This is a genomic window from Amycolatopsis methanolica 239 (genome assembly GCF_000739085.1).
GTDB lineage: Bacteria > Actinomycetota > Actinomycetes > Mycobacteriales > Pseudonocardiaceae > Amycolatopsis_E > Amycolatopsis_E methanolica.
Genome location: NZ_CP009110.1, coordinates 4409680 through 4435794 on the forward strand (window position 1 = coordinate 4409680; position 26115 = coordinate 4435794).

The following is a 26115-nucleotide window of genomic DNA, read 5'->3' on the forward strand; positions in this document are numbered from 1 at the left end:
CAGCAGCACGTGGGCCCGGCCTCGCGGGTCCGCACCGCACAGAACTCCCCGCGACCCTCAGCCCCGCGCCAGGGAGGCCCCTCGTGAACCCGGCGCTCGTGCAGGGCGCCGGCACCGACCTCCTCGTCGCGGGCACGCTCCTCCTCTGGGCCGCGCTGCTGATCCGCGCCCCGGCCGCCCGGCGCTCGCCTCCGCGGCGGCGCATGCTCATCGCGATCGCCAGCCTCGCCACCTCGATCACGGTCGCGCTGGATCCGGTCACCGGCCTGGTCAACCGCGCGCTCCGGCTCGGCGACACGTGCGGCATCGTGGTCAACGTCTGGGGCGTGGTCAGCTCCGCGCTCATCCTGGACTTCGTGCTCGCCGCCGCCTCCCGCCGCCGTCCGCTGCTGGTCTACGGCGCGGCCGCCCTGGTGAGCGCTGCCTTGCTGCTGCTCAACACCGGCGCCGCGGCCGCCTGCGTCACCCCGGCCGACAAGCCGTGGTTCGACCTGTTCTGGCTGCTGCTCTGCCTCGCGCACGTGCTGGGCACCGGTCCCGCCGCGGTCCTGTGCGCCCGCTACGGCCGCCGCGCCACGACCCGCCCCCTGCGCGCCGGCCTGTACGTGCTCGCCACCGGCTTCGCGTCCTCGACCGTCTTCTGGGGCCTGGTCGCGCCCGCCTACCTCGTCACGCGCTCACCGTGGGTGGCGGCGACGTTCCCGCTCAACGTCGCGATCACGGCGTGGGTGATGGCGCTCGGCACGGCCCTGCCGCAATTGCTGCGCCTGCACCGGTCCGTGAACAACCGCCGCACCTTGCGACGGCTGGAGCCGTTGTGGCGGCGGCTGGTCGCGGCCGTGCCGCAGGTCCACCTGCCGGAGAACGGCCGCTGGGCCAGCGACCTGCGGCTGTACCGCCGGGTCATCGAGATCCGCGACGCGGTCTTGGTCCTGCGCGACTACGTCGCCCCGGCCACGCTCGCGGCGGCCCGCGCCCACGCGGGCTCCGAAGCCCTCGCCACGGCCTGCTGGCTCCCGGTGGCGGAGGCGGCGAAACTACGCGGCACGCACCCGCGCGCGGCGCCGCCGCCGGGTGAGGACCGCTCGGGCGAGGAGTGGGCCGACGAGGTCGGGTTCGCGCTCACCCTCGCCGAGCACCAGGACTCCGCCCTGGTGCGGTCCTTCCGGCCGGCCGGGGAGGTCACTCAGCGGTAGTAGCCCTCCACCGGCACCCGCGCCTCCTCGAACAGGAACGGCCCCTCCTGCGGCACCGGCTTCGCCACGACGGGCGCGGTCGGCTCCCTCAGGCTCTCCAGCTGCTCGCCGGACAACGCGAACACCACGCGCCCCAGCCCGGACCGCGCCAGCGCGCCCGTGCACATCCCGCACGGCTGGCAGCTGGTGTACATCGTGGTGCCCGCCGCCGTCTCCGGGTCCAGCTCGCGCGCCGTCCAGCGGGCGAGTTTCTGCTCGGGGTGGGCGGAGATGTCCCGGTCGGTGATCGTCGTGTTGCGGTCCTCGGCGAGGATCCGCCCGTCGGGACCGACCAGCAGCGAGCCGAACGGCGGATTGCCCGGCGCCCGGGCCTCGCCGGCCAGTTCGATCGCACGCCGCAGGTACTTCTCGTCGTCGGACAGCAGCCCTCCAGATTGGCGCGGACGGTCGCCAGCGCCTGCCAGGCGGCCTGGGGCCGCAACGTCTCCGCGGGGTCACCACCGAACGGGTCGAGCACCACGGTCTCCGCGCCGAGCACCCGCAACTCTTCGATGTCGGCCACGATCTGCTCGATGGTGCCCTCACCGGCCAGCCGCTCCCCGGTGATCGGCTGGCCGGACAGGCGCAACGCGATCCGCGGCACCAACTGGGGCTGTCCCGCCTCGGCGGCCATGGCCTTCAGCTTCCCGGTCGCCGACCGGAACCACTCGGGTGCGAACCGCAGCGGGTGCCACGGCTCGCCCCGCCGCACCGCCCGCCGCATGGCAGCCGGGCTGTTCCCGCCGATCCACACCGGGATCTGCGCAGTGCGGTAACCGGGGTCGGCCCACGCCTCGCGCAGGGCGTCCAGGTACTCGTCGGTCAGCGCGCCGCGCCGCTCGAACGGCACGCCCAGCGCCGCGAACTCCTGGCGCGCCCAGCCGACTCCGACGCCGAGCACCAGCCGCCCGCCGCTGAGGGCGTTCAGGTTCGCGGCCATGCGCGCGGTCAGCAGCGGGTGCCGGTAGGGCAGGACGAGCACCGTGGTGCCGAGCCGGATCCGCTCGGTCACCCCGGCCAGCCAGGACAACGTCGTGAACGGCTCGTAGAACGGCGCGGGGTACAGCTCGGCCACGTCCCGCCGTGACCGCCACGTGGTCGGACACCATCAGCAGGTCGTAACCCAGCCCCTCGACCGTCCGGCCCCAGTCGCGCAGCACGCCTGGATCCGTGCCGGGGCCGAAGTTCGGAATATTCACACCGATTCGCACGGAATTCAGGTTAGGGAGCGATCATCGGCACGCACACCGATTCCTTGCGGTCTTCCCGGCCGTCCACCGTGGATCTGCCGGTATTTTCGGCACATGACCGAGACCATCGACGCGACCGACTGGGCGATCCTCACCGAGCTGCAGCGGGACGGCCGCGTGCCGCTGACCGAACTGGCCCGCCGCGTCAACCTCAGCGCGTCCGCGACGACCGAACGGGTCAAGCGGCTCGAAGCGTCCGGGGTGATCACCGGGTACCGCGCGGAGGTCGACCTCGGCAAGGTCGGGTACCCGGTGCTCGCCGTGGTGCGGCTGAGGTACCCGGGCAGCAGGCACGAGCCCCTGCACCGGCTGCTCGCCGAGCGCCGCGAGATCCTGGAGTGCCTGCGCACCACCGGCGACGACTGCTACACGCTGAAGGTCGCGGCCGCCCCGATGGAGCACCTGGAGGAGGTCGTGGACCAGCTGGCGCGGTTCGGCAGCACGACGACGAGCGTGGTGTACCGGCGGACGCTGCCCGCGCGCGGTCCCGCCGGCCCACCGGCGGTCAGACCAGCGGCCCCCCCGAACGCAACCGGCGGCGGAGGTCCCAGAGGTAGGCGTTGAACGGGAACTCCCGCAGCAGTTTCGGCGACAGGCGCACCCCCAGTCCGACCGCGTTGAGCACCCGCTCGAACCGGCGCTGGTCGCGGGGCGTCCAGTCGAGCTTCATCTCCTCGCGGAAGCGGCTGGGCAGGAACCCGGTGGTGACGAACCGGTTGATCGGCCCCAGCGCGCGGCTGACGAAGCCGGGCAGGAACTTCAGGTCGGCGATGTCGAGCAGGTGCTGCCGGACGGTGTCGTCGATGGAGATCTCGGCCAGCGCCTCGTTCCAGTACTCCTCGAAGGCCTGCCGGTCGGCGGGCCACATGTCCGCCTTGACCTGCAGCGTGGTGCCCAGGCGCGCGGAGTTCCGGTAGATCTCCTCGGTCTGCTCGGGCGTCAGCGGCCCGATGAACGCCTCGTAGATGTCCTCCAACCCGCGGTACAGGCACGCCGCGACCCACAGTTGCAGCTTCGGGTCGAAGGCGTTGTAGGACACCGGGCTGGACGGGGTCGAGCGGACTTGCGCGTGCGAGGCGTTGACGGCCTTGCGGTAGGCCTTACGCTCCTCGTCGGTGCCCAGCGCGGCGACGGCCAGGTAGGTGACCGTGGTCCGGCTCCGCTTGATCGGGTGCTTGAACAGGTTCCCGCTGTCCACGCGGCTCTCGTACACGCCGTAGCCGACGGAGGGGTGCGCGAGCTGCATGATCACGTTCGCGCCGCCGGCCAGCAGGCCGGCCCCGATCATCGCGTCGTCGAGGCGGGTGGCGGCAGCCTGGGCCATCGTTGGTCTCCCATTCTGCTCACGGGTGTTTGCAGATATTGCAGCGCGACCGGTGCGGACCTGTCAACATGGGGGCATGGAATCGACACCGCTGCGCACCTACGGCGGCGTCGCAGGCGAGGACCGGCAGGCCGAGCGCCGCGCCCAGCTCGTCGAGGCCGGCCTGGAGCTCCTCGGCGCGCGCGATGGCGACCGGAACCTGACCGTGCGGGGCGTGTGCCGCCAGGCGGGGCTGGCCGCGCGGTACTTCTACGAGAACTTCGCCGACCGGGACGCGCTGGCGGTCGCGGTCTACGACTCGGTGGTCGAGGGCATCGCGGCCAAGACCTTGGAGGCCGTCCAGTCCGCGCCCGGCGATGCGCGCGCCAAGACCCACGCCGGGCTGAGCCGCCTGGTCCGCACGATCGCCGAGGACCCGCGCAAGGGCTTCCTGCTCTTCTCCCCCAGCCTGGACAACACCGTGCTGGCCGAGCGGCGCGCCGCGTCCGCGCGGTGGTTCGCGGGGCTGCTCGGCCTGCAGGCCCGCGAGTTCTACGGGATGCCCTCCACGGCGCGGCTGGACCTGCTCGCCGAGATGCTGGTCGGCGGACTCTCCCAAGCGCTGACCTCGTGGCTGGACGGCAACCTCGAACTGTCCGAAGAGGACCTGGTGGAGCACTGCACCGAGGTCTTCCTCGCCGTGTCGAAGATCGCCTGACGGCCATTACCTAACGATCGCTAATGGGCTATCGTCGGGACCGGACCACAGGAGGTGCCGCCGATGACCGCTGTCCGGATCGCGAACTTCTCCGGCTATCTCGGGGACCGCTACACGGCGATCGACGAGGCGATCAGCGGTGATCCGGTCGACGTCCTGATCGGCGACTACCTCGCCGAGGTCACGCTGGCCGCCCTCGCGACCGGTTACCGGCGGGACCCCGAACGCGGGTACGTCGAGTACTTCGTCGACCAGATCCGCCCGCACCTGGCGGCGATCGCGCGGCGCGGCGTGAAGGTCGTGACCAACGCGGGCGGCTTCCACCCCGCGGCGCTCGCGGAGAAGCTGCGCAAGGTCGCCGCCGACGAGGGTGTGTCGCTGCGGATCGCGCACGTCGAGGGCGACAACGTGCTGTCCAGGCTGGGCGAGTACGCCGACGCCGGGCACCGGCTGGAGAACCTGGACACCAGCGAGCCGCTGGCGTCCTGGGGGCACGAGCCGCTGGCCGCGAACGCCTACCTGGGCGGCTGGGGCATCGCGGCCGCGCTCGCCGAGGGCGCGGACATCGTGGTGTGCGGGCGCGTCGCGGACGCGTCCCTGGTCACCGGGCCCGCCGCGTGGTGGCACGGCTGGGCGATCGACGACTGGGACGCGCTCGCCGGCGCGGTCACCGCGGGCCACGTCATCGAGTGCGGTTCACAGGCCGTGGGCGGCAACTTCTCCGGCTTCACCCGTATCCCGGACATGCTGGTGCCGGGTTTTCCGATCGCCGAGGTCGCCGCGGACGGCAGCAGCGTGATCACCAAGCACGCCGGGCACGGCGGGGCGGTCACCGTCGACACCGTGACGGCGCAACTGGTCTACGAGATCCAGGGCCCGCACTACCTCAACCCGGACGTCACGGTGCACCTGGATACCGTGCGGCTGGCGGTGGCGGGGCCGGACCGGGTCGCGGTCACCGGCGCCACCGGGTCCCCTCCCCCGCCGACGACGAAGGTCGCGGTGTTCGCCGCGATCGGCCACACGCTCGTCAACACCGTCTACGTCACCGCGCCGGACGTGGACGCCAAGGTCGCCCTGCTGCGCGCCCAGATCACGCGGGATCTGCCCGAGGGAGTCGAGCTGGACATCACGCGCCTGGGCACCGCGGCCACCGACCCCGTGACGCAGTGGGACGCCACGGTCGCGTTGCGGGTGATGGTCGTCGCCGCGACCCCGGAGCCGCTGGCGAAGCTGAACCTGCCCGCGCGCCTGGGATCGCTGTACCTGCAGAGCATCCCGGGCTTCTACCACGACGGCGGCGCCGGGCTGACCGGCCGCAGCAGGCCCCGCATCGACTACTGGCCCGCGCTGCTGCCGATGTCGGCGGTGGCGCACCGCGTCGTCCTCGACGACGGCCGCGCGCTGCCGATCGCCCCGCCGCCGTCCGCGCCGGTCCGGCCGCAGCCGGTGCACCCCGAACCCGCCGAGCGGCCGCTGCCGGACCGGGTCCGGAAGGCGCCGCTGGGCGCGGTCGCCTACGCCCGCAGCGGCGACAAGGGCGGCAACAGCAACGTCGGGGTGTGGGTGCCGGACGAGCGCGCCTGGCCGTGGCTGCGGCAGGCGCTGTCCACGGCGGAGCTGCGGAAGCTGCTGCCGGAGGCGGCGGAACTCGACATCGTCCGGCACGAGTTCCCGCACCTGCGGGCCGTCCACTTCGTCCTGCGCGGCATGCTCGGCACCGGCGGGTCCGCGAACCTGCGTGCCGACCAGGTCGGCAAGGCCGTCGGCGAGTACCTGCGCGCCAAGCACGTCCCGATCCCCGAGGAGCTGCTCGACGATGTCGCTCACTGACCGCATCACCGCCGCCGTGGCCGCGCCGGCCACGAGCGACGAGTTCGACCCGCACGCCGAGCTGACCGAGGTGCTGGCCGGCATCGGGATGAGCCCCGCCGACACCGGCGGCGCGATCACGTTCCGCGGGGCGGACCCGGTGGTGCCGAGCACGCTGCGGCTGGGCGGGTCGGCGGCGATCGCGCTGGCCGCGAAGTGCGCCGCGATCGCGAAGCTGTGGCGGCTGCGTGGCGGTGACGGGCAGGACATCGCGGCCGACCTGCGGGTGGCGCCGCACCGGCTGTGCCCGTTCTACGACCGGAAGTGGGAGCTGCTCAACGGTTATCCGGCGAGCACCCCGGCGAACCCGTCGCAGGCATTGGGTTTCCGCTTCTACCGCACCGCGGACGAGAAGTGGGTGATGCCGCTCAACCCGTACCCGAAGATCAAGCTGGCGGCGCAGAAACTGCTCGGCGTGCCCGACGACACCGAGGCGGTCGCCGCGGCGATCGCGAAGTGGCGGGGCCGGGACCTGGAGACCGCGGCGGTCACCGCGGGCGCGGTGCTGCCGATGCTGCGCACGCCCGCGGAGCTGATGGCCGAGCCGCACTACCGCGAGGTGCTGGCGGACCTGCCGCTGGTGGAGGTCACGAAGATCGGCGACAGCGCGCCGGAACCGCTCGGACCGGCGGAGGATCCGCTGGCCGGGGTGCAGGCGCTGGGGATGGGGCACGTCATCGCGGGCGCCGGGGTGGGCCGGGCGCTCGCGCTGCACGGCGCGGACGTGCTGAACGTGTGGCGGCCCGACGAACTGGAGCACGACGTCACCTACATCACGGCGAACGTGGGGGTGCGGTCGGCGACGGTGAGCCCGTACGAGGCCGAGGGCGCCGGGCTGTTGCGGTCGCTCTTACACGAGGCGGATGTCTTCTACGCCAACCGGCGGCCGGGGTACCTGGCGAAGATCGGGTTTTCGGCTGAGGAGGCCGCGGCGGTGCGGCCCGGCATCATCCACGCGACCGCGTCGCTGAACGGGGAACAGGGCCCGTGGGCGGACCGCGTGGGGTTCGACCAGAGCGCGGGCAGCCTGGCCGGGATGATGCACCTGGAGGGCGACGGGGTGCGGCCGGCCCTGCCGCCGATCCTGGTGGTCAACGACTACATCGTGTCGTGGCTGCTGACGGCGGGGATCGTGGAGGCCCTGACGCGGCGCGCCCGGGACGGCGGCAGCTACCGGGTGCACGTGTCGCTGACGCGGGCCGCGCTGTGGATCCTGAGCCTGGGCGTGTTCGACAAGGCGTACGCGAGGGAGACCGCGGGCCGCGGCGAGGAGCACGCGTACCTGGACCCGGAGACGTTCACCGCCGAGACGCCGCTCGGGCACTACCAGGGCGTCACCGAGCAGGTCCACATGTCCGCGACGCCGGGCCACTACCGGACGGTGCTGGTGCCACGGGGTTCCTCGCGGGCGGAGTGGCTGGGGTAGCACCACTGGTCGATATCGAACGAGCAGGAGGCCGGCGATGACCGGATACTGGCTGCGCCGGATCGTGCGGTGCGACCCCGTGCGGGACCACCAGGAGATCTACCGCATCTCCATCGGCTTCGAGTTCCCCTGGGACTACCAGCGGGCGCTGGAGTTCGCCCTGTTCCGCACGTATTGCGTACCGAGCATATCGCGGCTGCTCGCCGCGACGGGCGAATTCGAGAAGCGGCCGCAGAAACGCTACGACGACACGGCCCTGCTGATGGCGGAGCTGGCCGAGAACGGGTACGACTCGCCGCGCGGGCGGGAGGCGCTCAGCACGATCAACCGGATGCATGGCCGGTACCGCATCAGCAACGACGACATGCTGTACGTGCTGTCGACGTTCGTCTACGACCCGATCGACTGGATCGACGAGTTCGGCTGGCGGCCGTTGCACGAGAACGAGCGCCAGGCGGCGTACTTCTACTTCCGAGAGGTCGGTAAGCGCATGGGCATCAAGGACATCCCCGGTGACTACGACTCGTTCCGCAAGTTCAAGGATGCCTACGAAGAGGCGAACTTCGGGTACTCGGAGGACAACAACAGGATCGGCCGGTACACATTGGACCTGTTCTGCGCGTGGTATCCGAAACCGCTGCGGCCCGCGGTCGCCATGGGTGCCAAGAGCCTGCTCGACGACCGGATGCTGGCGGCGTTCGGGTTCCGGCCGAGCCCGGCATGGGTGGGCCGCGCGGCGCGGGCGGACCTGCACGCGCGATCGGCGGTGGTGCGGCTGCTCCCGCCACGGCGGAAGTCGAAGCTGCTGAACTCGAAGGTGCGCAGCTACCCCGGCTACCCGAAGGGGTACTCGCCCTCGGACCTCGGCGCGCCGGAGCCGCCGGCCGATATCGACCCAGCTCTGCTGCGGCGCCGATCTCGATAGCTCCGGGGAGCCGCTACGCGGGTTTTTCAATCGCCGGCTTCGCTTCGCTACGCCCGGATAGCCCCTCCCGAACCCGATCTTTCAGTGTTCGGTTGCCGAGCCACCGCGTCAAGCCGGGAAAGAGTGCCTTGCCCCGGTGGCTCGGCAACCGATTGGGCTGGGGACCGGGTTGCGGGAGAGGGGTGGTTCGGGGGGTGAAGGGGTTGCGTTGCCGGGTGGCGGTTTGCTTGTTGCCTGGCGTGAGGCTCCGCCACGCCGGGAGTGGTGCGGGACGGCGCGGCCGCACCCCTGTGGTCGCGCCGTCCCGGGTCTACTTCGTGGCCGCCTCGAAGAACCACGCGACCGTCAGCGCGCCCGGGTCCGTGACGCCCCGCGCGTGTTCGCCGACGTAGCTCGCCCGGCCGCGCTTCGCCAGCAAGGCCTCCGTCGAGCGGGCTCCGGCGTCGGCCGCGGCGGCGGCGTCCTTCAGCGCGGTTTCCACGTCGGCGTTCCGCTCGGCCGCGGCGGCCAGCGCCTCCGCCGCCGGCACCATCGCGTCGACCATCGTTTTGTGGCCCACCTCCGCGCCACCGAGACGACGCACCGTCGCTTCCGCGTCGCCCGCGGCGCGTGCCAGGCTCCGCGCCGACACCTCGTCCCCGAGCCCCTTCGCGAACTCGCGGAACCACATGCCGAACAACGGACCGCTGGTCCCACCCGTGTGCAGGAACGCGTTCGACACCGCGGTGAACACCTCCCCCGGGGTGCGCGGGTCGTCCGCGGCCAGGTTCGCCCGCACCTTCGCCAGCGCGGACCGGAGGTTGGTGCCGTAGTCGCCGTCACCGGCGCGCCGGTCCAGCTCCGTCAGCTCGGTGCCGCGCTCGTCGATGACAGCGGCGAACCGCTCGATCCAGGCACGAGTGTCCACAATGGTCTCCTTTACCAGGTCAGGGCCGGCGTGCGGACCGGCGCGTCCCACAGGGCCAGCAGTTCGTCGTCGGCGCGCAGCAGCGTGATCGAGCAGCCCCGCATGTCCAGTGCGGTCACGTACGAACCCACCAGCGCGCGCCCGATCCGCACCCCCAGCCCGTCCAGGAACCCGCCCAGCTCGCGGTGCACCACCGACAACTCCAGGCCGTGCGTCGCGCCGAGACCGTTGACGATCGCGATCACCTCGTCGCCCCGGTCCAGGCCGAGCGCGGCCACCAGCGGCTTCGTCAGATCGCCCACCAGCTCCCGCACCGGCGCATAGGGGCGCCGCCCGACGCCGTGCTCGCCGTGGATGCCGACCCCGAACTCGATCTCACCGTCGGGCAGGTCGAACGACGGCCGGTCCTGCCCCGGCTGCGTACACGCCTCCAACGCCAGCGCCAGCGTGCGCGCCGACGACACGATCCGCTCCCCCAGCGCGGTCAGCTCGTCCAGCGACGCGCCGTTCTCCGCCGCCGCACCGCAGATCTTCTCCACCGCCACGACCGCCGCCGTGCCACGACGGCCCGGCGCGCCGTCCTCCTGGCCGTCGGTGGCGAGATCGTCGTCGACGAGCACGGTGCGCGTCTGGATGCCGTCGTCGGCGGCCAGCTCGGCGGCGATGCGGAAGTTCAGCACGTCACCGGTGTAGTTCTTGACGATCAGCAGCACCCCGCGGCCCCGGTCGGCGGCGGCGATGGCGGCGCGGATCTGGAACGCGGTCGGGCTGGCGAACACCGCGCCCGGCACGGCGGCGTCCAGCATGCCGCTGCCGACGAAACCGGTGTGCAGCGGCTCGTGCCCGGAGCCACCGCCGGAGACCAGCGCGACCTTGTCCGGCTGCCGCGCGCGGACCACATACGCCGGGTCCTCGTGGTAGCGGACGAGGCCCGGATGCGCACGCTGGAGCCCCTCCAGGGCCTCCCGCACGAAGTCGTCCGGATCGTTCACGAGCTGGCGTGCCGCCATTCCACCCCTCCGTCATCGTCGACTGTCATTCGACATTATCGAATTGCTTCCGAACATAGAACGGCGCGGGACTGTTGTAAAGTGCGGCTGGCAGGAGGGTGCGCCGATGATCCAGTCCGTCGACCGGGCGGTCCGCGTGCTCGGCGTGCTGCAGGCGGAACGGCGGCTGAGCCTGTCCGAGATCGCCGCCCGGCTCGGGCTGGCGCCGTCCACTGTGCACGGCATCATCAAGACCCTGCAAGCCCACGGCTTGGTGCTGCAGGACCGCGACTCCGCGCGCTACCGGCTCGGGCCCGCCGTGCTCAAGCTGGGCAACGTCTACCTCGACACCCTCGAACTGCGGTCCCGCGCGCTCACCTGGGCGGCCGAACTGGCGCGCACGACCGGGTGCGCGGTGCGGACCGGGGTGCTGCTGCCGGGCGAGGTGATGATCGTGCACCACGAGCCGCGCCCGGACGGCTCCCGCCAGATGCCGGAGGTCGGGATCGTCATCCCGGCACACGCGAGCGCGCTCGGCAAGGCGATGCTGGCGTGGTCGCCCGGCCTGGCGCCGGAGCCGCTGCGCAGCATGACCAGGGACACCATCACCGACCCGGCGGAGCTGGCCGCGCACCTGGAGCGGGTGCGCGGCGAGGCGCTGGCGACCGAGGTGGAGGAGGCGGTGATCGGCGAATGCTGCGTGGCCGCGCCGATCTTCGACGCCGGGCAGGACATCGGCGGGGCGATCGGCGTGGTGGTGCCGATGACGGACTGGCCGGCCGGTCCCGCCGTACCCGGCGCGGTGCGCGAGGCGGCTCGCGCGATCTCCCGCGAACTGGGCGCGCCGTCCTGGCCGCCGGCGGGGTGACAGGCCTGTGGCGCCGCATGATCGCACCTCCGGCCGGGTACCCGGCCGGCATGACGACCTCACCGTTCGAACTGACCGTTCGGTGGCGCGCACCAGGGTGTCCACGTCCAGCCAGTCGTCAAGGGCCGCCATCAGGGCGATCTCGCGGGCGCCGCGATCCAGGGCGGCGAGCCGCTCGCGGACCGCGCGACGCAGCGGCTGTGCGGCGGGATCCGTCCCTCGGCGGCCAGCTCGGTGAGGGCGAGCGGGTTGCCGGAGGCCAGGTCGAGCAGGTCCGGGAGCGGCTCCGGGACGCCGTGGTCGGCGAGCACCTGCGCGCTGTCCTCCGTGCCGAGCGGTTCCAGCCATACCGCGGGAACTCCGTCGAGCGGTGTCCCGGCCGTGAACACCACCAGCACGCCCGTGCCGGACAGCCGACGGGCCGCGAAGGCCAGCGCGTCGCGTGATCGGAGTCGAGCAGGTCGGCGTCGTCGACCAGGCACAACAGCGGCGCGGCGGCGGTCAGGGCCGCGTGCACGGCGCGGCCGAGCGCGAGCGGTTCCGCGGGGAGATCGGTCAACTCCGGCAGGAGCTGGAGCAGGCCGCAGTGCGCGAGGTGGCGTTCGGCGGCCACGCCCCTGGCCTCGCGGACGCCGAACCCGGCGGCCTCGGCCGGGCGGCCGCGAGCAGAGCGGTCCGGCCCGAGCCCGGCTCACCGAGCACGACTAGCCCGCCGCCGCGGCCGTCCCTGGCCTCCCCGAGCGCGCGGCGGAGCACCGTCAGCTCACGATCGCGACCACGCAGAACCACCTGGTCAACGGCGCCCATGCCGTCATGGTGCCCCGCGTCCCCGGCCGTCCGTAAGGGACTGTCGTGGGGAACTCACGCGCTCACCGCTTTTTGAGCCAGGAACACGCACGCCGATGACAAGTTTTCCGCGTGCCGGTCAGGGCTTGCGGCCCACTCCCCCGACGATGCACCGCGCGGCGAGGCTCAGCGGCGCCAGCCGCGGGCCGTCTGGCCACCACTCGTCGCAGACGGCGAGCCCGGGCTCGGACAGCGCGTTCGGCTTGATCAGCTCCAGGCCGTCCAGCATCGCCATGATCTCGGCGTGCGTGCGGAACCGCCCGGCGCCCATCGGGCCGTTGACGAGGATGTTCTCGATCCGCTTCGCCACCTCGGTCAGCTCGGGGACCTCCGGGTCGAAGAAGTGCGAGAACACCACGTAGGAGCCGGAGGGCAGCGCGTCGATGTAGGCGCGCATGACGTCGGCGGCGCCGTCGCCCTCATAGTGGTGCAACGTGCCGACGTGCAGCAGCACGAGCGGCTCGCTGAAGTCGAGGTGGCGCTGCACGACCGCGTTGCCGAGCACCTCGGACGGCTCGAAGATGTCCGCCTCGGTCATGTGCACGAAGTCGTTCTCCTCGAGCAGCGCGCGTCCGTGCGCGAGGACCACCGGGTCGTTGTCGACGTAGACGACCATCGCCTCGGGATTGGCGCGCTGCACGATCTGGTGCGTGTTCTCGGCGGTCGGCAGGCCCGAACCGCAGTCGAGGTACTGGGCCAGGTCGGTCTGGTTGGCCAGGAATCGGCAGGCGCGGTTGAGGAAGCCGCGGTTGCCGCGGGCGATGTCGACCGCCTCCGGGACCGCTTCGTTGATCTTCCGCATCACCACGCGGTCGACCTCGTAGTGGTCCTTGCCGCCGAGGAAACCATCGTAGACGCGGGCGATGCTCGGCCGGTTCGGGTCGACGCCGACCGGCACCTGGCTGGGCGAAGAAGCCATCACAACACCTTCTCGCGAGCGGGTGGGTGAACACACAGTAGTGGTCCGCGTTCGGCCCGTGGAACCGCCCTCACGCGACCGGCGTGGACTGGGCCAGCGCGTCGGTCAGGTTCGAGCACACCGGCAGCACCTGGTCCAGTCCGGCGAGCTTCAGCGGCTGCAGCACGGTCCCGCTCGCCGCGACCACCCGCAGGGGCGTGTGGTTGCGGGTGCACCGGTCGTCGGAGTTGATCAGCAGCGTCAGCCCGCACCAGCCGAAGAACTCGACGTCCCGCAGGTCGAGCACGACGGGCGCGGGCGGGGTCGCGACGGTCACCGCGGTGCTGAGCTCCTCCTGGAGGTGCCCGAGCGAGCTGAAGTCCACCTCGCCGGCGACGTGCACCACGACAGCGGAACCACGGACCTCCCGTCGGGTGGTGAGCAGACCGTCGGCGGAGGTGCTTCGTGACATCCCGCTGCCCTCCCCTGCGCACGAGGCCCGGTGCGGTTGTCCTATCACGGGTGGTGCGGGGTGTCCACCGATTCAACAGCCCCGACCTGGTGTTTCGTCCCCGTTGGCCTCGTCTCGACGCTGACGGCGCCGTGTTGTGCGCAGGTTTCCGCCACATTTTCTCTTGACATGACGTTTTCCTGCACCGACGATCGCCCTCATGCAGAATGACGTCAAGGTTGGCGAGCTGGACCGCCGGATCGTCGCCGCGTTGCAACTCAACGGCCGCGCGTCGTGGGGCGCCGTGGCCAAGTACGCGAGCACCAGCGAGTCGACCGTGCTACGCCGTGCCGCGCAGCTCACCGAGAGCGGGCAACTGCGCGTCATCGGCGTGGTGGACGTGCTGCGCTGCGGGCTCGGTGTGCCCGTCCTGGTCCGGTTCCGCTGCCGGCCCGGCACCGCGGGCTCGGTCGCCGAGGCGGTCGCGGCGCGCCCCGAGACCCGCTACGCCAGCGTCCTCACCGGCAGCGCCGACTGCACGGCCGAGCTGGTGCTGCCGACGCACTCCGACGTGGCGCGGCTGCAGCTCGACGGCCTGCCCGGCGCTGGCGACGTCCTGGAGACCGAGACGCTCGCCGTGATGCGGACCTTCACGTCCAACCACGACTGGGACTCCGGCGTCCTGGGCCCGGACGCGGTCGCGGGTCTACGTGGCGAAGACGTGCGGCCGTTCGAGGAACAGCTGTGGGAGCGGCCGCCGGAGAAGCTCGACGAGCTGGACCTGGCGATCATCGCCGCGCTGGGCGAGGACGGCCGGATGTCGTTCAAGGAGCTGTCCCGGCAGGTCGGCAGCAGCGAATCGACCGCGGCGCGGCGGGTGGACTCGCTGGTCAAGCGCGGCTGCCTGCGCTTCCGCACCCTCGCCGAGCCGGACATCCTCGGCTTCACCGTCGAGTTCATGCTGTGGCTGTCGGTGCTGCCCGGCCACCTCGACGCCGCGGGGCAGCAGCTGGCCGCCCACCCCGGCACGCGGTACCTGTCCGCCACGACCGGCCGGTTCAACCTGGTCGGCCAGGTCGTGCTGCGGCACTACGGCGAGCTGTACCGGCACACCACCGACGTCGTGGGCGCGCTGCCCGGGCTGCAGGCCGCCGACGTCACGCTCCAGGTGTCGACCCTCAAGCGCGCCTGGACCCCCACACCCCGGACCATCCTGGAGGACGCGTGAACGACCAGCTCCACCCCTGGCAGTGGGACGAGCCCACCTGGCGCGGGCACGTCGGACGAGTGCGGGCCGGACGGCCCCTGCGCCCGTCGTCGTGGCCCGGCGGCGCACGCGTGGCGGTCGCGCTGTCGTTCGACTCCGACCACGAGACACCCGCCCTGCGCGACGGCGAGGTGCTGCCGGGCAAGCTCGCGCAGGGCGAGTACGGCGCGCGCGTCGGCGTGCCGCGGATCCTGCGGTTGCTGGAGCGGTTCTCCGCGCCCGCGACGTTCTTCATGCCCGCGGTGTCGGCCCTGCTGCACGACGGCGAGGTGAAGTCCTATGTGGACGGCGGGCACGAGGTCGCCCTGCACGGCTGGATCCACGAGCGCAACACCTCCCTGGCGCCGGAGGCCGAGCGCGACCTCGCCTTCCGCGCCGCGGACACGCTGGAGCGGCTGGCCGGCACCCGTCCGGTCGGCATCCGCACGCCGTCCTGGGACTTCTCGGCGGCCACGCTGGCCATCACCCGCGAGCTGGGGCTGGCCTACGACTCGTCGCTGATGGCCGACGACGACTGCTACGAGCTGCTGGCGGACGGCGAACCGACCGGGGTCGTCGAGCTGCCGGTGGAGTGGATCCGCGACGACGCGCCGTACTTCATGATGGAGCGCTTCGCGTCGCTGCGCCCGTACACACCGCCGCGCGGGGTGCTGTCCATCTGGCGCGACGAGTTCGACGCCGCGCACGCCGAGGGCGGGCTGTTCCAGCTGACCCTGCACCCGCACATCATCGGCCACCGCTCGCGGATGGCCGTGCTGACCGAGCTGCTGGAGCACATCAGCGGCCACGACGTCTGGTTCGCCACCCACGCCCAGGTCGTCGCCCACGTCCTCGCCGAGCAGGAGGCACCGTGACCACCCACGCCGCGACCGCCCAGGAGCACCGGCTCTCGCCCGCCCAGCGCAAGGCGATCGTCGCCGGCGCGGTCGGCAACACCGTCGAATGGGTCGACTGGGCCGTGTACGCGACCTTCGCCCCGGTGTTCGCCAAGCAGTTCTTCACACCCGGCAACGAAACCACCGCGTTGCTGTCCACTTTGGCCGTGTTCGCGGTCGGGTTCGTGATGCGGCCCATCGGCGGCGCGGTGCTCGGCGCCTACGCCGACCGGCACGGCCGCAAGAAGGGCCTGACGCTGACCATCTCGCTGATGGCAGGCGCGTCGCTGGTGATCGCGGTGTGCCCGACGTACTCGAAGATCGGGGTGATCGCCCCGATCGTGCTGCTGCTGGCCCGGCTGGTGCAGGGCTTTTCCGCCGGTGGCGAGTTCGGGTCGTCGTCGGCGTTCCTCATCGAGTCCGCGGCGCGCGGGCGGCGCGCGTTCGCCGGGTCCTGGCAGCAGGTTTCGGTCGGTGCGGGCGCGCTGATCGCGTCGCTGATGGGAACGGTGCTGAACTCGACGCTGTCCGAGCCGCAGCTGCAGAGCTGGGGCTGGCGGGTGGCGTTCGGCGTCGCCGGTCTGCTCGGCCTGGTCGGGCTGTGGCTGCGCCGCTCGGTGCACGAGACCGAGGCATTCACCCGCATCAAGGAGCGGCCGCGCGGCAACCCGCTGGTGGCGATGTTCCGCGACCACCCGAAGGCCGCGCTGCGGGTCGCCGGCGTGACCATCGCCGGCACGCTCATCTACTACGTGTGGGTCACCTACATGCCGACCTACGCGCACCTGACGACCGGCATCCCGCTGCGGCAGGCGCTGCTGGCCAACACGCTCGCGATCGTGGTGTTCCTGATCCTGCTGCCCTTCGGCGGGCTGCTGTCCGACCGGATCGGCCGCAAGCCGACGATGGCCGCGTTCGCCGCCGGGTTCCTGCTGTTCTCCTGGCCGGCGTTCCACTTCCTGGCGGCGGACTTCTGGACGCTGCTGCTCATCGAGGTCGTCGGCATGGTGCTGATCGTCGGGTACTCGGCCAACTGCGCGGTGATCATGGCCGAGCAGTTCCCGCCCGAGGTGCGCACGACCGGCATCGGGTTGCCGTACGCGCTGGCGGTCGCCGTGTTCGGCGGCACCGCGCCGTACGTGACGACCTGGATGAACGCCGAGGGGTTCGGGCACCTGGTGTGGCTGTACGTGGCGATCGCCGCGGTGATCGGCCTGGCCGTCTACACGACGATGCCGGAGACGAACGGTAAGGAGCTGTAGTGCGGCACGTGCTCGTCACCGGCGCCGCGAGCGGGATCGGCGCCGCGATCGCCGCCCGGTTCCGGGGTGACCGGCTGACTCTGGCCGATGTGGACGGTGACCGGCTGGCGGCGGTCGCTGCCGAGCTGGGCGCCGAGTGCCGGGTCGGCGACCTGGCCGACGCCCGGTTCGCGGAGTCGCTGGTGGACTCCGGTGTCGATGTGCTGGTCAACGCCGCCGGGATCTACCCGGCGACGCCGCTGCTGGAGATGACGGCCGCGAAATGGGACCGGGTGCAGGACGTCAACGTGCGCGCGGCGATGCTGACGACCGTCGCGTTCGGACAGAGCTGTGTCGCCGCGGGACGCTCCGGCGTGGTGGTGAACATCTCCTCGGGTGCGGCCACGCGAGCCCGTCCTGGCGCGGCCCACTACGCCACGTCCAAGGCGGCGCTGGAGATGCTGACCAAGGCGTGCGCGGTCGAGCTGGGCCCGCACGGAATCCGGGTCAACGCGGTCAGCCCGGGGTTCGTGACCGTGGACAGCGCGGCGAACCCGGTCACCGAGGAGTACGCGGCCGCGGTGTCGGTCAACCCGCTCGGGCGGCGCGGACGGCCCGCCGACATCGCCGAGGCGGTGCACTGGCTGGCCGGCGAGCAGGCCGCGTGGATCACCGGCGCGGTGCTGCGCGTGGACGGCGGGTCGACCGCAGGCGCGCCCGGTTTGCCGTTGCACTGGGACGGCGCGACCGCCGTCCAGGAGGGGAGTCTGCATGTCTGAGCCCTACACGGTCGTCGGCGGCGGGGCGATCGGCGGCACGCTGGCGTTCCACCTGGCGCGGGCCGGGCACCCGGTGCGGATCGTCGACACCGACGCCGCGCACGTCGCCGCGATCCGGCGCCGCGGGCTGGTGCTGAGGGGTCCCGGCGGCGACGCGTGCGTGCCGGTGGAGGCGTGTTCACCCGAGGAGGCACCGGCGGTTCTGGGCCGGGTACTGCTGGCGGTGAAGGCGCAGGCGACCGAACAGGTCCTGCCGTGGCTCGCGCCGCGGCTGGCCCAAGACGGGTTCGTGGTGTCGCTGCAGAACGGGCTGAACGAGCAGGCGATCGCGGCGGCGGTGGGCACCGAGCGGACGGTGGGGGCGTTCGTGAACCTGTTCGCCGATGTGGTCGAGCCCGGCGTGGTCCAGGACGGCGGCGCGGGCGCGCTGGTGGTGGGTGAGCCGGATGGGCGGATCACGCCGCGGGTCGAGCGGATCGTGGCGGACCTGCAGGCGTGGGGCCCGGCCAAGGCGACCGCGAACGTCGAGGGGTTCCTGTGGTCCAAGCTGGGTTTCGGGGCGATGCTGGCCACGACGGCGCTGGCCGACGCGCCGATGGCCGACCTGATCGACCGGCACCGACCGCTGATGCACGCGATCACGGCGGAGGTGCTGGCCGCGGCAGGTGACCGGGTGCTGGAGCCGTTCGACCAGTTCGACCCGGGCGCGTACCTGCCGTCGGCGTCGTCCGCGGAACGGGAGGCGGCGACGGACCGGCTGGTGGCGTGGCTGCGGACCCAGCCGAAGGACCGCAGCGGCATCTGGCGGGACATCGCGGTGCGGCGGCGGCCGGTCGAGGTGCACCACCACTACCGGCCGGTGCTGGCGCTGGGCGGGGTGCCGTTGCTGACGGCGGTGCTCGCCCTCTTGCGGGACGTCGAGAGCGGACGCAGGCTGATGTCGGAAGATCACCTGACGGAACTGGAGCGGATGCTGTGACCGATGTCCGTGCGTTGCACGAGTGGGTGCGGGCGCACCGCGAGGAGATGGTCGACGACCTGGGCCGGTACACCGGGCTGGAGACGCCGAGCACCGACCGGCTGTTGCTGGAGGCCGGGCTGTCCTGGCTGGACGGCTGGCTGCGGGCGCGGCTCGGCGAGCCGGCGTCGGTGGGCGTGACCGAGGGCGGCGAGTTCGGCGACGTCCGGGTGTACGACTACGCGGGGTCGGATGCCGCGCCGGTTTTGTTGCTGTGCCACTACGACACGGTGTGGCCACAAGGGACACTCGCCGAATGGCCGTTCACAGTGGACGGTGACATCGCGACCGGGCCGGGTGTGTTCGACATGAAGGCCGGGCTGGTGCAGGCGGTGTGGGCGTTGCGGGCGCTGGAGGCGGCGGGGCTGCCGCGGCCGCCGGTGCGGCTGGTGCTGAACGGCGACGAGGAGATCGGCAGCCCGGTGTCGCGGCCGGTGATCGAGAAGTCGGCGGCCGGCGTGCAGGCGGCGCTGGTGTTCGAGGCCGCGGCCGACGGGGCAGTGAAGACCGCGCGGAAGGGTGTCGGCATCTATCGGGTGTCCGCGACCGGGGTGGAGGCGCACGCGGGGCTCGACCCGGGCAAGGGCTCGAGCGCGGTGGACGAGATCGCGCGGGTGGTGCTGGCGCTGCACGGGCTGACGGACCTCACGGCCGGGACGACGGTGAACGTCGGCGTGGTCGGTGGCGGTTCGCGGGGGAACGTGATCGCGGGCTCCGCGTGGGGCGAGGTCGACGTGCGGGTGTCGAGCGCGGCCGAGGCGGCGCGGATCGAGGAGGCGCTGGCGGGGCTGAAGGCGGCCGACCCCCGCGCGACGGTGACCGTGGAGGGTGGCTGGAACCGCCCGGTGATGGAACGGTCGGCCGGGATCGCGGCGTTGTTCTCGCGGGCGCGGGACCTGGCCGCGGAGATGGGGGTGACGCTGCGGGAATGCGCGGTGGGCGGCGCCAGCGACGGCAACTTCGTGGCCGCACTGGGCGTCCCGGTGCTGGACGGTTTCGGCGCCACCGGCGACGGCGCCCACGCACGCCACGAGCACGTGTCGGTGAGCGGCATGGTGGAACGGAGCGCCCTCGCCGCCGCAGTGCTCGCCTCGCTGGCCTGAGGCTGTCCGCGCCTGGATCCTGGCCGTTCGCCCAGCCGCGAGTGGTCGGCTGCCGGCCCCCGGCCGCCGGTCCGCGGACGGCTGGCACATGATCTCCGGCATGAGGCCGCGTCGCCGGGAAAGGCGCTGCCAGTGGCTGCGGGGCGCGGCGGGATCAGACATCGCCGCCTTCGAGGAATGCCCTTCCCCTCGGCGAGAGGCGGTACCCCACCTCGAGGCTTTCCGTCAGGCCGAGCTCCTTAAGCCGCCGCACGCGGCGTTTGAACACGTCGCGCGCCAGGCCGACCCGCTCGGCCAGCTCCACGGCCCGCACGGCCTCGTTGTCCGCGATCAGCCTGAGGAACGCGCCGGTCCACGGGACCTCCGCCACCCGGTCCATCCGCCACAACGCGGCGCCGATCTCGGCGCGGTCGTCGTCCGTCAGGTCGGCTGTCTCGCGCAGGGCGATCCGCGGGTCCGGGCCCGCCACGCGCAGTCCGATCCGGTACAGCCGTCCGGAGCCGCGGTCGGGCATCTTCGCCGCCGACTCGTAGCCCGCCGCCCGGGCGTCCTCGTCGGTCACCGTCGCGACCTCGTCCACCGAGGTCACCTCGACCACCCCGGCCGCGGTGCGCATCCGCGAACCGGGGCGCACACGGGGCGCGTCCCACCTGCGGAAGGCCACCGTGACGCGACCCGCCGCCAGTCCCTCGATCGCCGCGCGGTCGAAGAGCATGCCCCAGTCTCGCACGCAAAACCGCTTGCGCCCATGCCCGAAGATCACCCACATGAGCAACGAGATCCGCGCCCGGTACGACGACGACACGATCGTCGTGTACCAGGCCTACTCCCCCGAGATCGCCGAGCCCGCCCTGCGCGCCGGCACGTTCGTGCCGCCGTTCAAGCGCGGACGCATGACCTGGGGCAAACCGTCCTTCCTCTGGATGGCCTACCGCATCGGCTGGGCCCGCAAGCCCGGCCAGGAACGGGTCCTCGCGGTGACCATCACCCGCGCCGGCTTCGAATGGGCGCTGGCGCACTCGTGCCTGTCCGCGTTCGACCCGAGCCACCACCCCGGCGACGCCGCCTGGGGGCGAGAACTCGCCACCAGCCCGGTGCGCATCCAGTGGGACCCGGACAAGGACCTGCACCTGCGGCCGCTCCCGCGGCGCGCCATCCAGATCGGCCTGGCAGGCGAGGCCTCCGACAGCTACGTCGGCGAGTGGATCACCGGCGTGACCGATGAGACGGAACGCGCCCATGTGTTCGAAGCACTGGTGCGCGGACCGCCGCCTCGACGAGGCCCGCGCGCTCCTCCCCGCCGAGCGGCCCCTACCCGGTCGGCGCGGAACTCGCCACCCGCATCGGCGCCGGCTGACGTTCCAGCACTCGCGCCCCACGGCATCCACGCCAACTGACGGTCCAGCACCCGCGCCACCACAGCCTCCCCGCCCGTCACCGCAACCGGCGACCGCCAGGCGACGAAACCGGCGGGGGCTAGCGGTCCAGCACGCGCGACACCACCGACTCCAGCACCGCATCCCCACCCGCCACGGCGACCGGCGATCGCCAGGCGACGAAACCGTCCGGGCGCACCAGCAGGGCGCCGCCGTTCTCGATGCCGATCGCCGACAACCAGTCCGCGTCCGGCACCACCGCCGCACCCATCGCGACGTCCAGCCGGGCGGCGGCCTTCTCCGCCGCCTCGCGCCAGGAAGGGGCACCCGCGAACACCGTGAACCTGGAGCGCACCAAGTCCAGAGTGGACACGCCGGGTGACGTCCACCGGTGCGGCAACCGGGATCCCGGGGCGCCATCCAGCGCCGCCACCAGATCCTCTGTGGACGGTGGCTGAACGACCGCGTCGATGACCGCCGCCGAGTCGTACCGGTAGCCCATCGTCACCAGTGGCGCGTGCCACGCCCCGACGGCCGCCCGCTCCGCCACCGCGGCCGGGTCCCAGTGCAGCCGCGGGTTCTCCCAGCGCAGCACCGCCTGCCGCGTCACGAGCTCGGCCACCGCGTGCCGCTCGTCGTGGTAGGTGTCCAGCAGTCCGTCACCGGCCTGGCCGGCCAGCACCAGCGCCAGCTTCCACGCCAGGTTGTGCGCATCCGCCAGACCCGTGTTGAGCCCGAACGCCCCGAGCGGCGAGACCGACCGCGCGGCATCACCGACCAGGAACGCCCGCCCGGCCCGGAACTCCTCGGCCATCCGCAGCGTCGCGCGCCACCACTTCGCGGCGATGACCCGCACCGGCACCTCCGCCCCGAGCGCCGTCCGGATGAGTTCCTCCGGTGCCCCCGGCGCGCCGGTGTGCAGGACCCACCGCCGTTCGCCGACACTGAGCAGCATGCCCCGCACGTCCGGGTGCCCGATCTCCACCATCGTCGGCAGCGCACCGAAGAACCCGGTCAGGTCCGCTTCGAACAGGATGTTCAGCACCGGCTCCCCCACTTCGCCGGGGCCGGTCGTGCCGATCCCGAGCGCCGGCCGCACGGCGGTCTTCACCCCGTCCGCGCCGATGAGGTACCGCGTCCGCAGGACCCGCCCGTCGGACAGCTCGACCGACACTCCGTCCGCGTCCTGCGTAACCCCGGTGACGGCCACGCCGAACTCCACCGTCGCACCCCGCTCGCGCGCGGCCGGCAGCAACGCTGCGTCCAGCCGGTCCTGCGGGTAGTGGCCCGCGGGCTTCTCCGGGGAGGTTTCCGGCTGCGTGAACGGCGTCCGGCGCGGCGCGTTCGCCCGGTCGATCTCCGCGACCGTGCGCGCGTCCGCCTTCCACATCTCGGTCGACCGCACGGCGACCGCGTCGAGTTCCACCCCCAGGCCGGCCTCGCGGAAGAACTCCAGCGTGCGCGGGCTGAGACCGAGCGCCCGCGGGTGTTCCGACAGACCCGCGCGGCGCTCGACCACGTGCGCGCGCACGCCGTGGTGCGCCAGGAACACCGCGGCGGCCAGGCCGACCGACCCACCACCGGCGATCACCACATCCGACATGAGCGCCCTCCTCCCATCGGGAACACCGTTCCCGATCATGGGAACACTGTACCCGAGAAGTACGCTGTGCCCATGCCGCCCGCGAAGAACCCGCCGACGATGGTCTGGATGCGCGACCGGACCACGAAGACGCGGCCGGTCGTCACCGAGGAGAAGATCGTCCGGACGGCCATCGCGATCGCCGACGCCGAGGGACTGGACGCGCTGTCCATGCGGCGCCTGGCGGCGGAAATGGGCACCGGCACGACGTCGCTCTACCGGCACGTGGCCAGCAAGGACGAGCTGTTCGAGCTGATGGTCGACACGATCGTCGGCGAGGAGCCGCTACCCGAGCCCGGCGACGACTGGCGCGCGGAGCTGGCCCAGCTGGCCCGCCGCCAGCGCGCCGTCATGCTGCTGCACCCCTGGCTCGCCCAGCAGGCGGCCCGCCACCCGACGCTCGGCCCCAACGTGATCGCCCGCGCCGACCACTACCTCGGCGTCGTCTCCAGGATGACCAGCGACCCAACGCTCGCGACGATGGTGGTGGACACGATCAACACGCACGTGCTGGGAGTGGTGTCCGCCGAGCTGGCCGAGCTGGAGGTCCAGCGCCGCACCGGCATGACCGAGGACGAGTGGCGGAACTGGGTGGGCGCCTACGTCCGGCAGGTCGTGGAGTCCGGCCGCTACCCGCACTTCAACCGCCGGGTACTGGAGGCCGACGACGTCGATCCCGCGACCCGCTTCGAGTTCGGCCTGGAATGCCTGCTCACCGGGATCGAAGCGGCCCTGCGTGCGTGAATTCCCGGACGGTCAGCCCGCGGCCAGCGCCTCGTCGACGGTGCCGTAGAGGTCGAGCACCTTGTCCAGCGCGGTGAGCGCGAAGATCCGGGCCAGCGAGCCCGGCGCGACGATCCGCAGCACGACACCCGACGTGAGCGCGGCGGTGATCGCGGCCAGCCCGGACGAGCCGAGGAACGCGACCCCGCTCAGGTCGACCACGACCACGCGCGGCCGTCGCGCCACCAGGCGCCGGAACGCGGCCTCCAGCCTGGCGGCGGTGGCCAGGTCGAGTTCGCCGCCGACCGCGAGCACGGCGATGTCCCGGGCCGGCCAGCGGACCGAGACGTGCAGCGGTGTGGATGTGGTGAGTCCGGCGGATTCCTCCGGAACACGCGGAGCCCGTGACATGACGCGCTCGCCTACCCTTCGGCGACAGCATTCTGCGGCTGCGCTCTGAACCGCGTCCAACCCAGCGTAGTCGACGCGCCTCCGGCAGCACCACCGCCGAGCGCGACGGACACTGTCCCGCCCGCCCCGGAGCGGTACGCTCGACGCGATGAGACGGTCCGGAATCGTGGTGGACGCCCGCGGCCTCGGCTGCCACGACCACCTGTGCTGGGGCTACGAGGACCCGGCCGAGTTCCGGTCCCGCGTTCGGGAGTTCCTGGCCGAGGGTCTGGCCCTGGGTCAGCGGGTCTGCTACGCCGGGACCGGCCCGGTGCCGCGCCTGATGGCGGATCTGGACGGCATCGTGGACGGCGACGAGGCCAGCCGCCGGGGCGCCCTGCGGGTGCTCTCGCTCGACGACCTCGGCGCGCTCGGCGATCCGCACGTGCGCTTGCGGACCTACGCGAAGGCCACCGAGGCGGCGCTGGCCGACGGCTACCGGGGCCTGCGGGTGGCGGCCGACGTCACCGGCCTTTTGCAGTCACCCACGCGGTTGAATTCGCTGGCGCGGTTCGAGCACCTCGCGGACGGTTACTCCGCGGTGCACCCGTTTTCCGCGTTGTGCGGCTACGACCGCCGGAAGCTGGACCGGCCCACCCTGGCGCTGCTGTCCGCGCTCCACCCGAGCGCCAACGAAAACCACGCGGGTTTCCGGTTGCACGCCTCGGCTCGCGGCGGCTGCTGCGCGAGCCTCGGCGGCGAACTCGACCTGGCTTCGGCCGAGTTGTTCCCCCGCGCGCTCGGCCACGTCGACCCCCGGCCCGTCGGCGGCCGGCTCGTGCTCGACGCGACCACCCTGGACTTCATCGACCACCGCAACCTGCTAGCCCTGGCCGAGCACGCCAGGCGGCACGCGGCCGAGGTGGTTCTGCGCGCTCCCCGCCCGGAGCCGGCGAGCGTCGTGGAGGTCCTGAAGCTCCAGGACATCCGCGTGGAGGCGCCGCGATGAGCACCGGGTTCGTGCACGAGGTCCTGTTCTACGGCTCACCCGAGGAGTACCTGGACGGGCTGGTGCCGTTCCTGACCGAGGGCCTGGCGGCGGGCGACCCGGTGGCGGCCGCCGTGCCGGAGCCCAACCTGTCGCTGCTGCGCGAGGCGCTCGGCGACGACGCGAGCCGCGTGCACCTGCTCGACATGGGCGTCGCGGGCCGCAATCCGGGCCGGGTCATCCCCCAGGTACTGCGGGGCTTCGCCGACCGGCACCGCGACGCCGCCCGCGTGCGCATCATCGGCGAGCCCATCTGGGACGGGCGGTCCGCCGTCGAGTACCCGGCGTGCGCCCAGCACGAGGCCCTCATCAACCCGGCCTTCGCGGGCCGTGACGTGACCATCGTGTGCCCGTACGACACCAAGACGCTCGACCCGGTCGCGATCGCCGACGCGCACATGACGCATCCACTGGTCACCGAGCGTGGTGTGCGGCGCGGCAGCGACACCTACGCGTGGGACGATCTGGTCGCCCGGTACAACGACGAGCTGAAACCGCCCGCGGGCGCGGTGACCTTCCGCGTCCAGGTGCCGGACCACCTGTCCGTCGCGCGCCGGTCCGTCGCCGCGTACGCGCTGGAGTTCGGGCTGGGCGAGGCACGCACCGAGGACCTCAAGCTGATCGTCACCGAGCTGGCGACGAACAGCCTGCTGCACGCAGGCACCCCGTGCGAGCTGAGCCTGTGGCGCGAGGGCGCGGAACTGGTCTGCTCCGCCACCGACGGCGGGCGGCTGACCGACCCACTCGCCGGACGCCGCCCGCCCGTACGCGATCAGCTGTCCGGGCGCGGCCTGCTGCTCGTCAACGACCTGGCCGACCTGGTCCGCACCCATCGCGCGCCGCACGGCACGACGATCCAGGTGCGCATGCGGCTGGACCGAAAGCCCTTGTGACAGGACAGGCCGGGATGTCCACTTCGGAACCGATCCGGCCCCCACGACGATCACCCACCCGGTATGTTCGGC

At 72.5% G+C, this 26115-nt stretch carries 28 protein-coding genes and 1 pseudogene; 17 read left to right on the forward strand and 12 right to left on the reverse strand.

Translation table 11 applies throughout. The annotated features are described in order from the left end of the window. The first annotated feature begins 83 nt into the window (after nt 1-83). Nucleotides 84-1196 (forward strand): MAB_1171c family putative transporter, encoded by a 1113-nt coding sequence (locus AMETH_RS21395; RefSeq protein WP_017983201.1) that lies wholly within the window; start codon nt 84-86, stop codon nt 1194-1196. Here AMETH_RS21395 and AMETH_RS21400 read toward each other — a convergent pair. Together AMETH_RS21400 and AMETH_RS42695 are read right to left on the reverse strand one after the other, a co-directional pair. After that, nucleotides 1187-1621, reverse strand: a complete 435-nt coding sequence (locus tag AMETH_RS21400) for a nucleoside deaminase (protein ID WP_085929366.1) — start codon at nt 1619-1621, stop codon at nt 1187-1189. The two genes, AMETH_RS21395 and AMETH_RS21400, sit on opposite strands and share 10 nt — an antisense overlap. Before the next feature lie 2 nt (nt 1622-1623). Beyond that, nucleotides 1624-2446: pseudogene (locus AMETH_RS42695) on the reverse strand (TIGR03619 family F420-dependent LLM class oxidoreductase); the annotation flags it as partial. A gap of 93 nt (nt 2447-2539) precedes the next feature. Between AMETH_RS42695 and AMETH_RS21410 the strand changes: the two are divergent. After that, on the forward strand, nt 2540-3049 hold the full coding sequence (locus AMETH_RS21410; RefSeq protein ID WP_017983204.1) for an Lrp/AsnC family transcriptional regulator: 510 nt from the start codon (nt 2540-2542) through the stop codon (nt 3047-3049). Here the strand turns inward: AMETH_RS21410 and AMETH_RS21415 are convergent. Further along, nucleotides 2991-3809, reverse strand: coding sequence for an oxygenase MpaB family protein (locus AMETH_RS21415; protein ID WP_017983205.1), 819 nt, complete (start codon nt 3807-3809; stop codon nt 2991-2993). The two genes, AMETH_RS21410 and AMETH_RS21415, sit on opposite strands and share 59 nt — an antisense overlap. A 76-nt stretch (nt 3810-3885) precedes the next feature. On the opposite strand from AMETH_RS21415, the gene AMETH_RS21420 reads away from it, so the two are divergent. The 4 genes from AMETH_RS21420 to AMETH_RS21435 all read left to right on the forward strand — a co-directional run bounded on the left by AMETH_RS21420 (nt 3886) and on the right by AMETH_RS21435 (nt 8729). Further along, nucleotides 3886-4506 carry a TetR/AcrR family transcriptional regulator gene (locus tag AMETH_RS21420; RefSeq protein ID WP_017983206.1) on the forward strand — a complete coding sequence of 207 codons (621 nt, stop codon included), beginning with the start codon at nt 3886-3888 and terminating at the stop codon, nt 4504-4506. A 63-nt stretch (nt 4507-4569) separates the two neighbouring features. Next, entirely contained in the window at nt 4570-6339 is a 1770-nt protein-coding gene (locus tag AMETH_RS21425; RefSeq protein WP_017983207.1) for an acyclic terpene utilization AtuA family protein, read from the forward strand. Then, complete coding sequence (locus tag AMETH_RS21430) at nt 6326-7804, forward strand: CoA transferase (protein ID WP_017983208.1); 1479 nt, start codon at nt 6326-6328, stop codon at nt 7802-7804. The genes AMETH_RS21425 and AMETH_RS21430 overlap by 14 nt, the downstream gene beginning before the upstream one ends. 37 nt (nt 7805-7841) lie before the next feature. Further along, nucleotides 7842-8729 carry an oxygenase MpaB family protein gene (locus tag AMETH_RS21435; RefSeq protein WP_017983209.1) on the forward strand — a complete coding sequence of 296 codons (888 nt, stop codon included), beginning with the start codon at nt 7842-7844 and terminating at the stop codon, nt 8727-8729. Nucleotides 8730-9039: 310 nt separating this feature from the next. Here the strand turns inward: AMETH_RS21435 and dhaL are convergent, their stop codons facing one another. After that, nucleotides 9040-9636 carry a dihydroxyacetone kinase subunit DhaL gene (dhaL, locus tag AMETH_RS21440; protein ID WP_017983210.1) on the reverse strand — a complete coding sequence of 199 codons (597 nt, stop codon included), beginning with the start codon at nt 9634-9636 and terminating at the stop codon, nt 9040-9042. Between the two features lie 11 nt (nt 9637-9647). Then, nucleotides 9648-10646, reverse strand: a complete 999-nt coding sequence (locus tag AMETH_RS21445) for a dihydroxyacetone kinase subunit DhaK (protein ID WP_017983211.1) — start codon at nt 10644-10646, stop codon at nt 9648-9650. Between the two features lie 106 nt (nt 10647-10752). Here AMETH_RS21445 and AMETH_RS21450 point away from each other — a divergent pair, with 106 nt between their 5' ends. Beyond that, nucleotides 10753-11493 (forward strand): IclR family transcriptional regulator, encoded by a 741-nt coding sequence (locus AMETH_RS21450; RefSeq protein WP_017983212.1) that lies wholly within the window; start codon nt 10753-10755, stop codon nt 11491-11493. A 131-nt stretch (nt 11494-11624) separates the two neighbouring features. Here AMETH_RS21450 and AMETH_RS21455 read toward each other — a convergent pair whose 3' ends face one another. From AMETH_RS21455 to AMETH_RS21465, 4 genes are all read right to left on the reverse strand, one after another. After that, nucleotides 11625-11891, reverse strand: coding sequence for a hypothetical protein (locus AMETH_RS21455; RefSeq protein ID WP_017983213.1), 267 nt, complete (start codon nt 11889-11891; stop codon nt 11625-11627). A gap of 157 nt (nt 11892-12048) precedes the next feature. Further along, on the reverse strand, nt 12049-12300 hold the full coding sequence (locus AMETH_RS37115) for an AAA family ATPase (RefSeq protein WP_081617569.1): 252 nt from the start codon (nt 12298-12300) through the stop codon (nt 12049-12051). Nucleotides 12301-12418: 118 nt separating this feature from the next. After that, on the reverse strand, nt 12419-13258 hold the full coding sequence (locus tag AMETH_RS21460; RefSeq protein ID WP_026153232.1) for an SAM-dependent methyltransferase: 840 nt from the start codon (nt 13256-13258) through the stop codon (nt 12419-12421). 70 nt (nt 13259-13328) lie between these two features. After that, complete coding sequence (locus AMETH_RS21465) at nt 13329-13709, reverse strand: STAS domain-containing protein (RefSeq protein ID WP_017983215.1); 381 nt, start codon at nt 13707-13709, stop codon at nt 13329-13331. Between the two features lie 199 nt (nt 13710-13908). On the opposite strand from AMETH_RS21465, the gene AMETH_RS21470 reads away from it, so the two are divergent. The 6 genes from AMETH_RS21470 to AMETH_RS39300 are packed head-to-tail and all read left to right on the forward strand — an operon-like array spanning nt 13909 to nt 19971. Further along, complete coding sequence (locus AMETH_RS21470; RefSeq protein WP_017983216.1) at nt 13909-14916, forward strand: Lrp/AsnC family transcriptional regulator; 1008 nt, start codon at nt 13909-13911, stop codon at nt 14914-14916. Then, the gene (locus AMETH_RS21475; protein ID WP_017983217.1) at nt 14913-15809 is read left to right on the forward strand and encodes a polysaccharide deacetylase family protein; all 897 of its coding nucleotides are present in this window, start codon (nt 14913-14915) and stop codon (nt 15807-15809) included. Before AMETH_RS21470 ends, AMETH_RS21475 begins: the two co-directional genes overlap by 4 nt. Then, on the forward strand, nt 15806-17092 hold the full coding sequence (locus AMETH_RS21480; RefSeq protein ID WP_017983218.1) for an MFS transporter: 1287 nt from the start codon (nt 15806-15808) through the stop codon (nt 17090-17092). The genes AMETH_RS21475 and AMETH_RS21480 overlap by 4 nt, the downstream gene beginning before the upstream one ends. Next, entirely contained in the window at nt 17092-17850 is a 759-nt protein-coding gene (locus tag AMETH_RS21485) for an SDR family NAD(P)-dependent oxidoreductase (RefSeq protein WP_017983219.1), read from the forward strand. Before AMETH_RS21480 ends, AMETH_RS21485 begins: the two co-directional genes overlap by 1 nt. Next, nucleotides 17843-18829: a ketopantoate reductase family protein gene (locus AMETH_RS39295; RefSeq protein WP_026153233.1), complete on the forward strand. Its 987-nt coding sequence runs from the start codon at nt 17843-17845 to the stop codon at nt 18827-18829. The genes AMETH_RS21485 and AMETH_RS39295 overlap by 8 nt, the downstream gene beginning before the upstream one ends. Further along, the gene (locus tag AMETH_RS39300) at nt 18826-19971 is read left to right on the forward strand and encodes a M20/M25/M40 family metallo-hydrolase (RefSeq protein WP_223842896.1); all 1146 of its coding nucleotides are present in this window, start codon (nt 18826-18828) and stop codon (nt 19969-19971) included. Before AMETH_RS39295 ends, AMETH_RS39300 begins: the two co-directional genes overlap by 4 nt. 154 nt (nt 19972-20125) lie before the next feature. Here AMETH_RS39300 and AMETH_RS21495 read toward each other — a convergent pair whose 3' ends face one another. After that, nucleotides 20126-20701 carry a winged helix-turn-helix transcriptional regulator gene (locus AMETH_RS21495; RefSeq protein WP_338059738.1) on the reverse strand — a complete coding sequence of 192 codons (576 nt, stop codon included), beginning with the start codon at nt 20699-20701 and terminating at the stop codon, nt 20126-20128. 37 nt (nt 20702-20738) lie between these two features. On the opposite strand from AMETH_RS21495, the gene AMETH_RS21500 reads away from it, so the two are divergent. Further along, nucleotides 20739-21368 carry a DUF4291 domain-containing protein gene (locus AMETH_RS21500; RefSeq protein WP_085929367.1) on the forward strand — a complete coding sequence of 210 codons (630 nt, stop codon included), beginning with the start codon at nt 20739-20741 and terminating at the stop codon, nt 21366-21368. 79 nt (nt 21369-21447) lie between these two features. Here the strand turns inward: AMETH_RS21500 and AMETH_RS21505 are convergent, their stop codons facing one another. After that, nucleotides 21448-22950 (reverse strand): FAD-dependent monooxygenase, encoded by a 1503-nt coding sequence (locus AMETH_RS21505; protein WP_017983221.1) that lies wholly within the window; start codon nt 22948-22950, stop codon nt 21448-21450. A gap of 72 nt (nt 22951-23022) precedes the next feature. On the opposite strand from AMETH_RS21505, the gene AMETH_RS21510 reads away from it, so the two are divergent. Further along, on the forward strand, nt 23023-23733 hold the full coding sequence (locus tag AMETH_RS21510) for a TetR/AcrR family transcriptional regulator (RefSeq protein WP_017983222.1): 711 nt from the start codon (nt 23023-23025) through the stop codon (nt 23731-23733). Nucleotides 23734-23745: 12 nt separating this feature from the next. Here AMETH_RS21510 and AMETH_RS21515 read toward each other — a convergent pair whose 3' ends face one another. Then, entirely contained in the window at nt 23746-24123 is a 378-nt protein-coding gene (locus tag AMETH_RS21515; RefSeq protein WP_017983223.1) for an STAS domain-containing protein, read from the reverse strand. Between the two features lie 148 nt (nt 24124-24271). On the opposite strand from AMETH_RS21515, the gene AMETH_RS21520 reads away from it, so the two are divergent. Continuing rightward, nucleotides 24272-25111 (forward strand): MEDS domain-containing protein, encoded by an 840-nt coding sequence (locus AMETH_RS21520; protein ID WP_223842897.1) that lies wholly within the window; start codon nt 24272-24274, stop codon nt 25109-25111. Beyond that, on the forward strand, nt 25108-26043 hold the full coding sequence (locus AMETH_RS21525; protein ID WP_017983225.1) for a sensor histidine kinase: 936 nt from the start codon (nt 25108-25110) through the stop codon (nt 26041-26043). Before AMETH_RS21520 ends, AMETH_RS21525 begins: the two co-directional genes overlap by 4 nt. Nucleotides 26044-26115: the final 72 nt, after the last annotated feature.

What these genes read in the sequence shown, in the direction of transcription:
- AMETH_RS21470 (WP_017983216.1), top strand. Translation starts at nt 13,909, where the DNA reads ATGCAGAATGACGTCAAGGTTGGCGAGCTGGACCGCCGGATCGTCGCC.
- AMETH_RS21420 (WP_017983206.1), top strand. Translation starts at nt 3,886, where the DNA reads ATGGAATCGACACCGCTGCGCACCTACGGCGGCGTCGCAGGCGAGGAC.
- AMETH_RS21510 (WP_017983222.1), top strand. Translation starts at nt 23,023, where the DNA reads ATGCCGCCCGCGAAGAACCCGCCGACGATGGTCTGGATGCGCGACCGG.
- AMETH_RS21465 (WP_017983215.1), bottom strand. Translation starts at nt 13,709, where the DNA reads ATGTCACGAAGCACCTCCGCCGACGGTCTGCTCACCACCCGACGGGAG.
- AMETH_RS21415 (WP_017983205.1), bottom strand. Translation starts at nt 3,809, where the DNA reads ATGGCCCAGGCTGCCGCCACCCGCCTCGACGACGCGATGATCGGGGCC.
- AMETH_RS21410 (WP_017983204.1), top strand. Translation starts at nt 2,540, where the DNA reads ATGACCGAGACCATCGACGCGACCGACTGGGCGATCCTCACCGAGCTG.
- AMETH_RS21500 (WP_085929367.1), top strand. Translation starts at nt 20,739, where the DNA reads ATGAGCAACGAGATCCGCGCCCGGTACGACGACGACACGATCGTCGTG.
- AMETH_RS39295 (WP_026153233.1), top strand. Translation starts at nt 17,843, where the DNA reads ATGTCTGAGCCCTACACGGTCGTCGGCGGCGGGGCGATCGGCGGCACG.
- AMETH_RS21460 (WP_026153232.1), bottom strand. Translation starts at nt 13,258, where the DNA reads ATGGCTTCTTCGCCCAGCCAGGTGCCGGTCGGCGTCGACCCGAACCGG.
- AMETH_RS21515 (WP_017983223.1), bottom strand. Translation starts at nt 24,123, where the DNA reads ATGTCACGGGCTCCGCGTGTTCCGGAGGAATCCGCCGGACTCACCACA.
- AMETH_RS21430 (WP_017983208.1), top strand. Translation starts at nt 6,326, where the DNA reads ATGTCGCTCACTGACCGCATCACCGCCGCCGTGGCCGCGCCGGCCACG.
- AMETH_RS21450 (WP_017983212.1), top strand. Translation starts at nt 10,753, where the DNA reads ATGATCCAGTCCGTCGACCGGGCGGTCCGCGTGCTCGGCGTGCTGCAG.
- AMETH_RS37115 (WP_081617569.1), bottom strand. Translation starts at nt 12,300, where the DNA reads ATGGGCGCCGTTGACCAGGTGGTTCTGCGTGGTCGCGATCGTGAGCTG.
- AMETH_RS21445 (WP_017983211.1), bottom strand. Translation starts at nt 10,646, where the DNA reads ATGGCGGCACGCCAGCTCGTGAACGATCCGGACGACTTCGTGCGGGAG.
- AMETH_RS21435 (WP_017983209.1), top strand. Translation starts at nt 7,842, where the DNA reads ATGACCGGATACTGGCTGCGCCGGATCGTGCGGTGCGACCCCGTGCGG.
- AMETH_RS21525 (WP_017983225.1), top strand. Translation starts at nt 25,108, where the DNA reads ATGAGCACCGGGTTCGTGCACGAGGTCCTGTTCTACGGCTCACCCGAG.
- AMETH_RS21425 (WP_017983207.1), top strand. Translation starts at nt 4,570, where the DNA reads ATGACCGCTGTCCGGATCGCGAACTTCTCCGGCTATCTCGGGGACCGC.
- AMETH_RS21505 (WP_017983221.1), bottom strand. Translation starts at nt 22,950, where the DNA reads ATGTCGGATGTGGTGATCGCCGGTGGTGGGTCGGTCGGCCTGGCCGCC.
- AMETH_RS21520 (WP_223842897.1), top strand. Translation starts at nt 24,272, where the DNA reads ATGAGACGGTCCGGAATCGTGGTGGACGCCCGCGGCCTCGGCTGCCAC.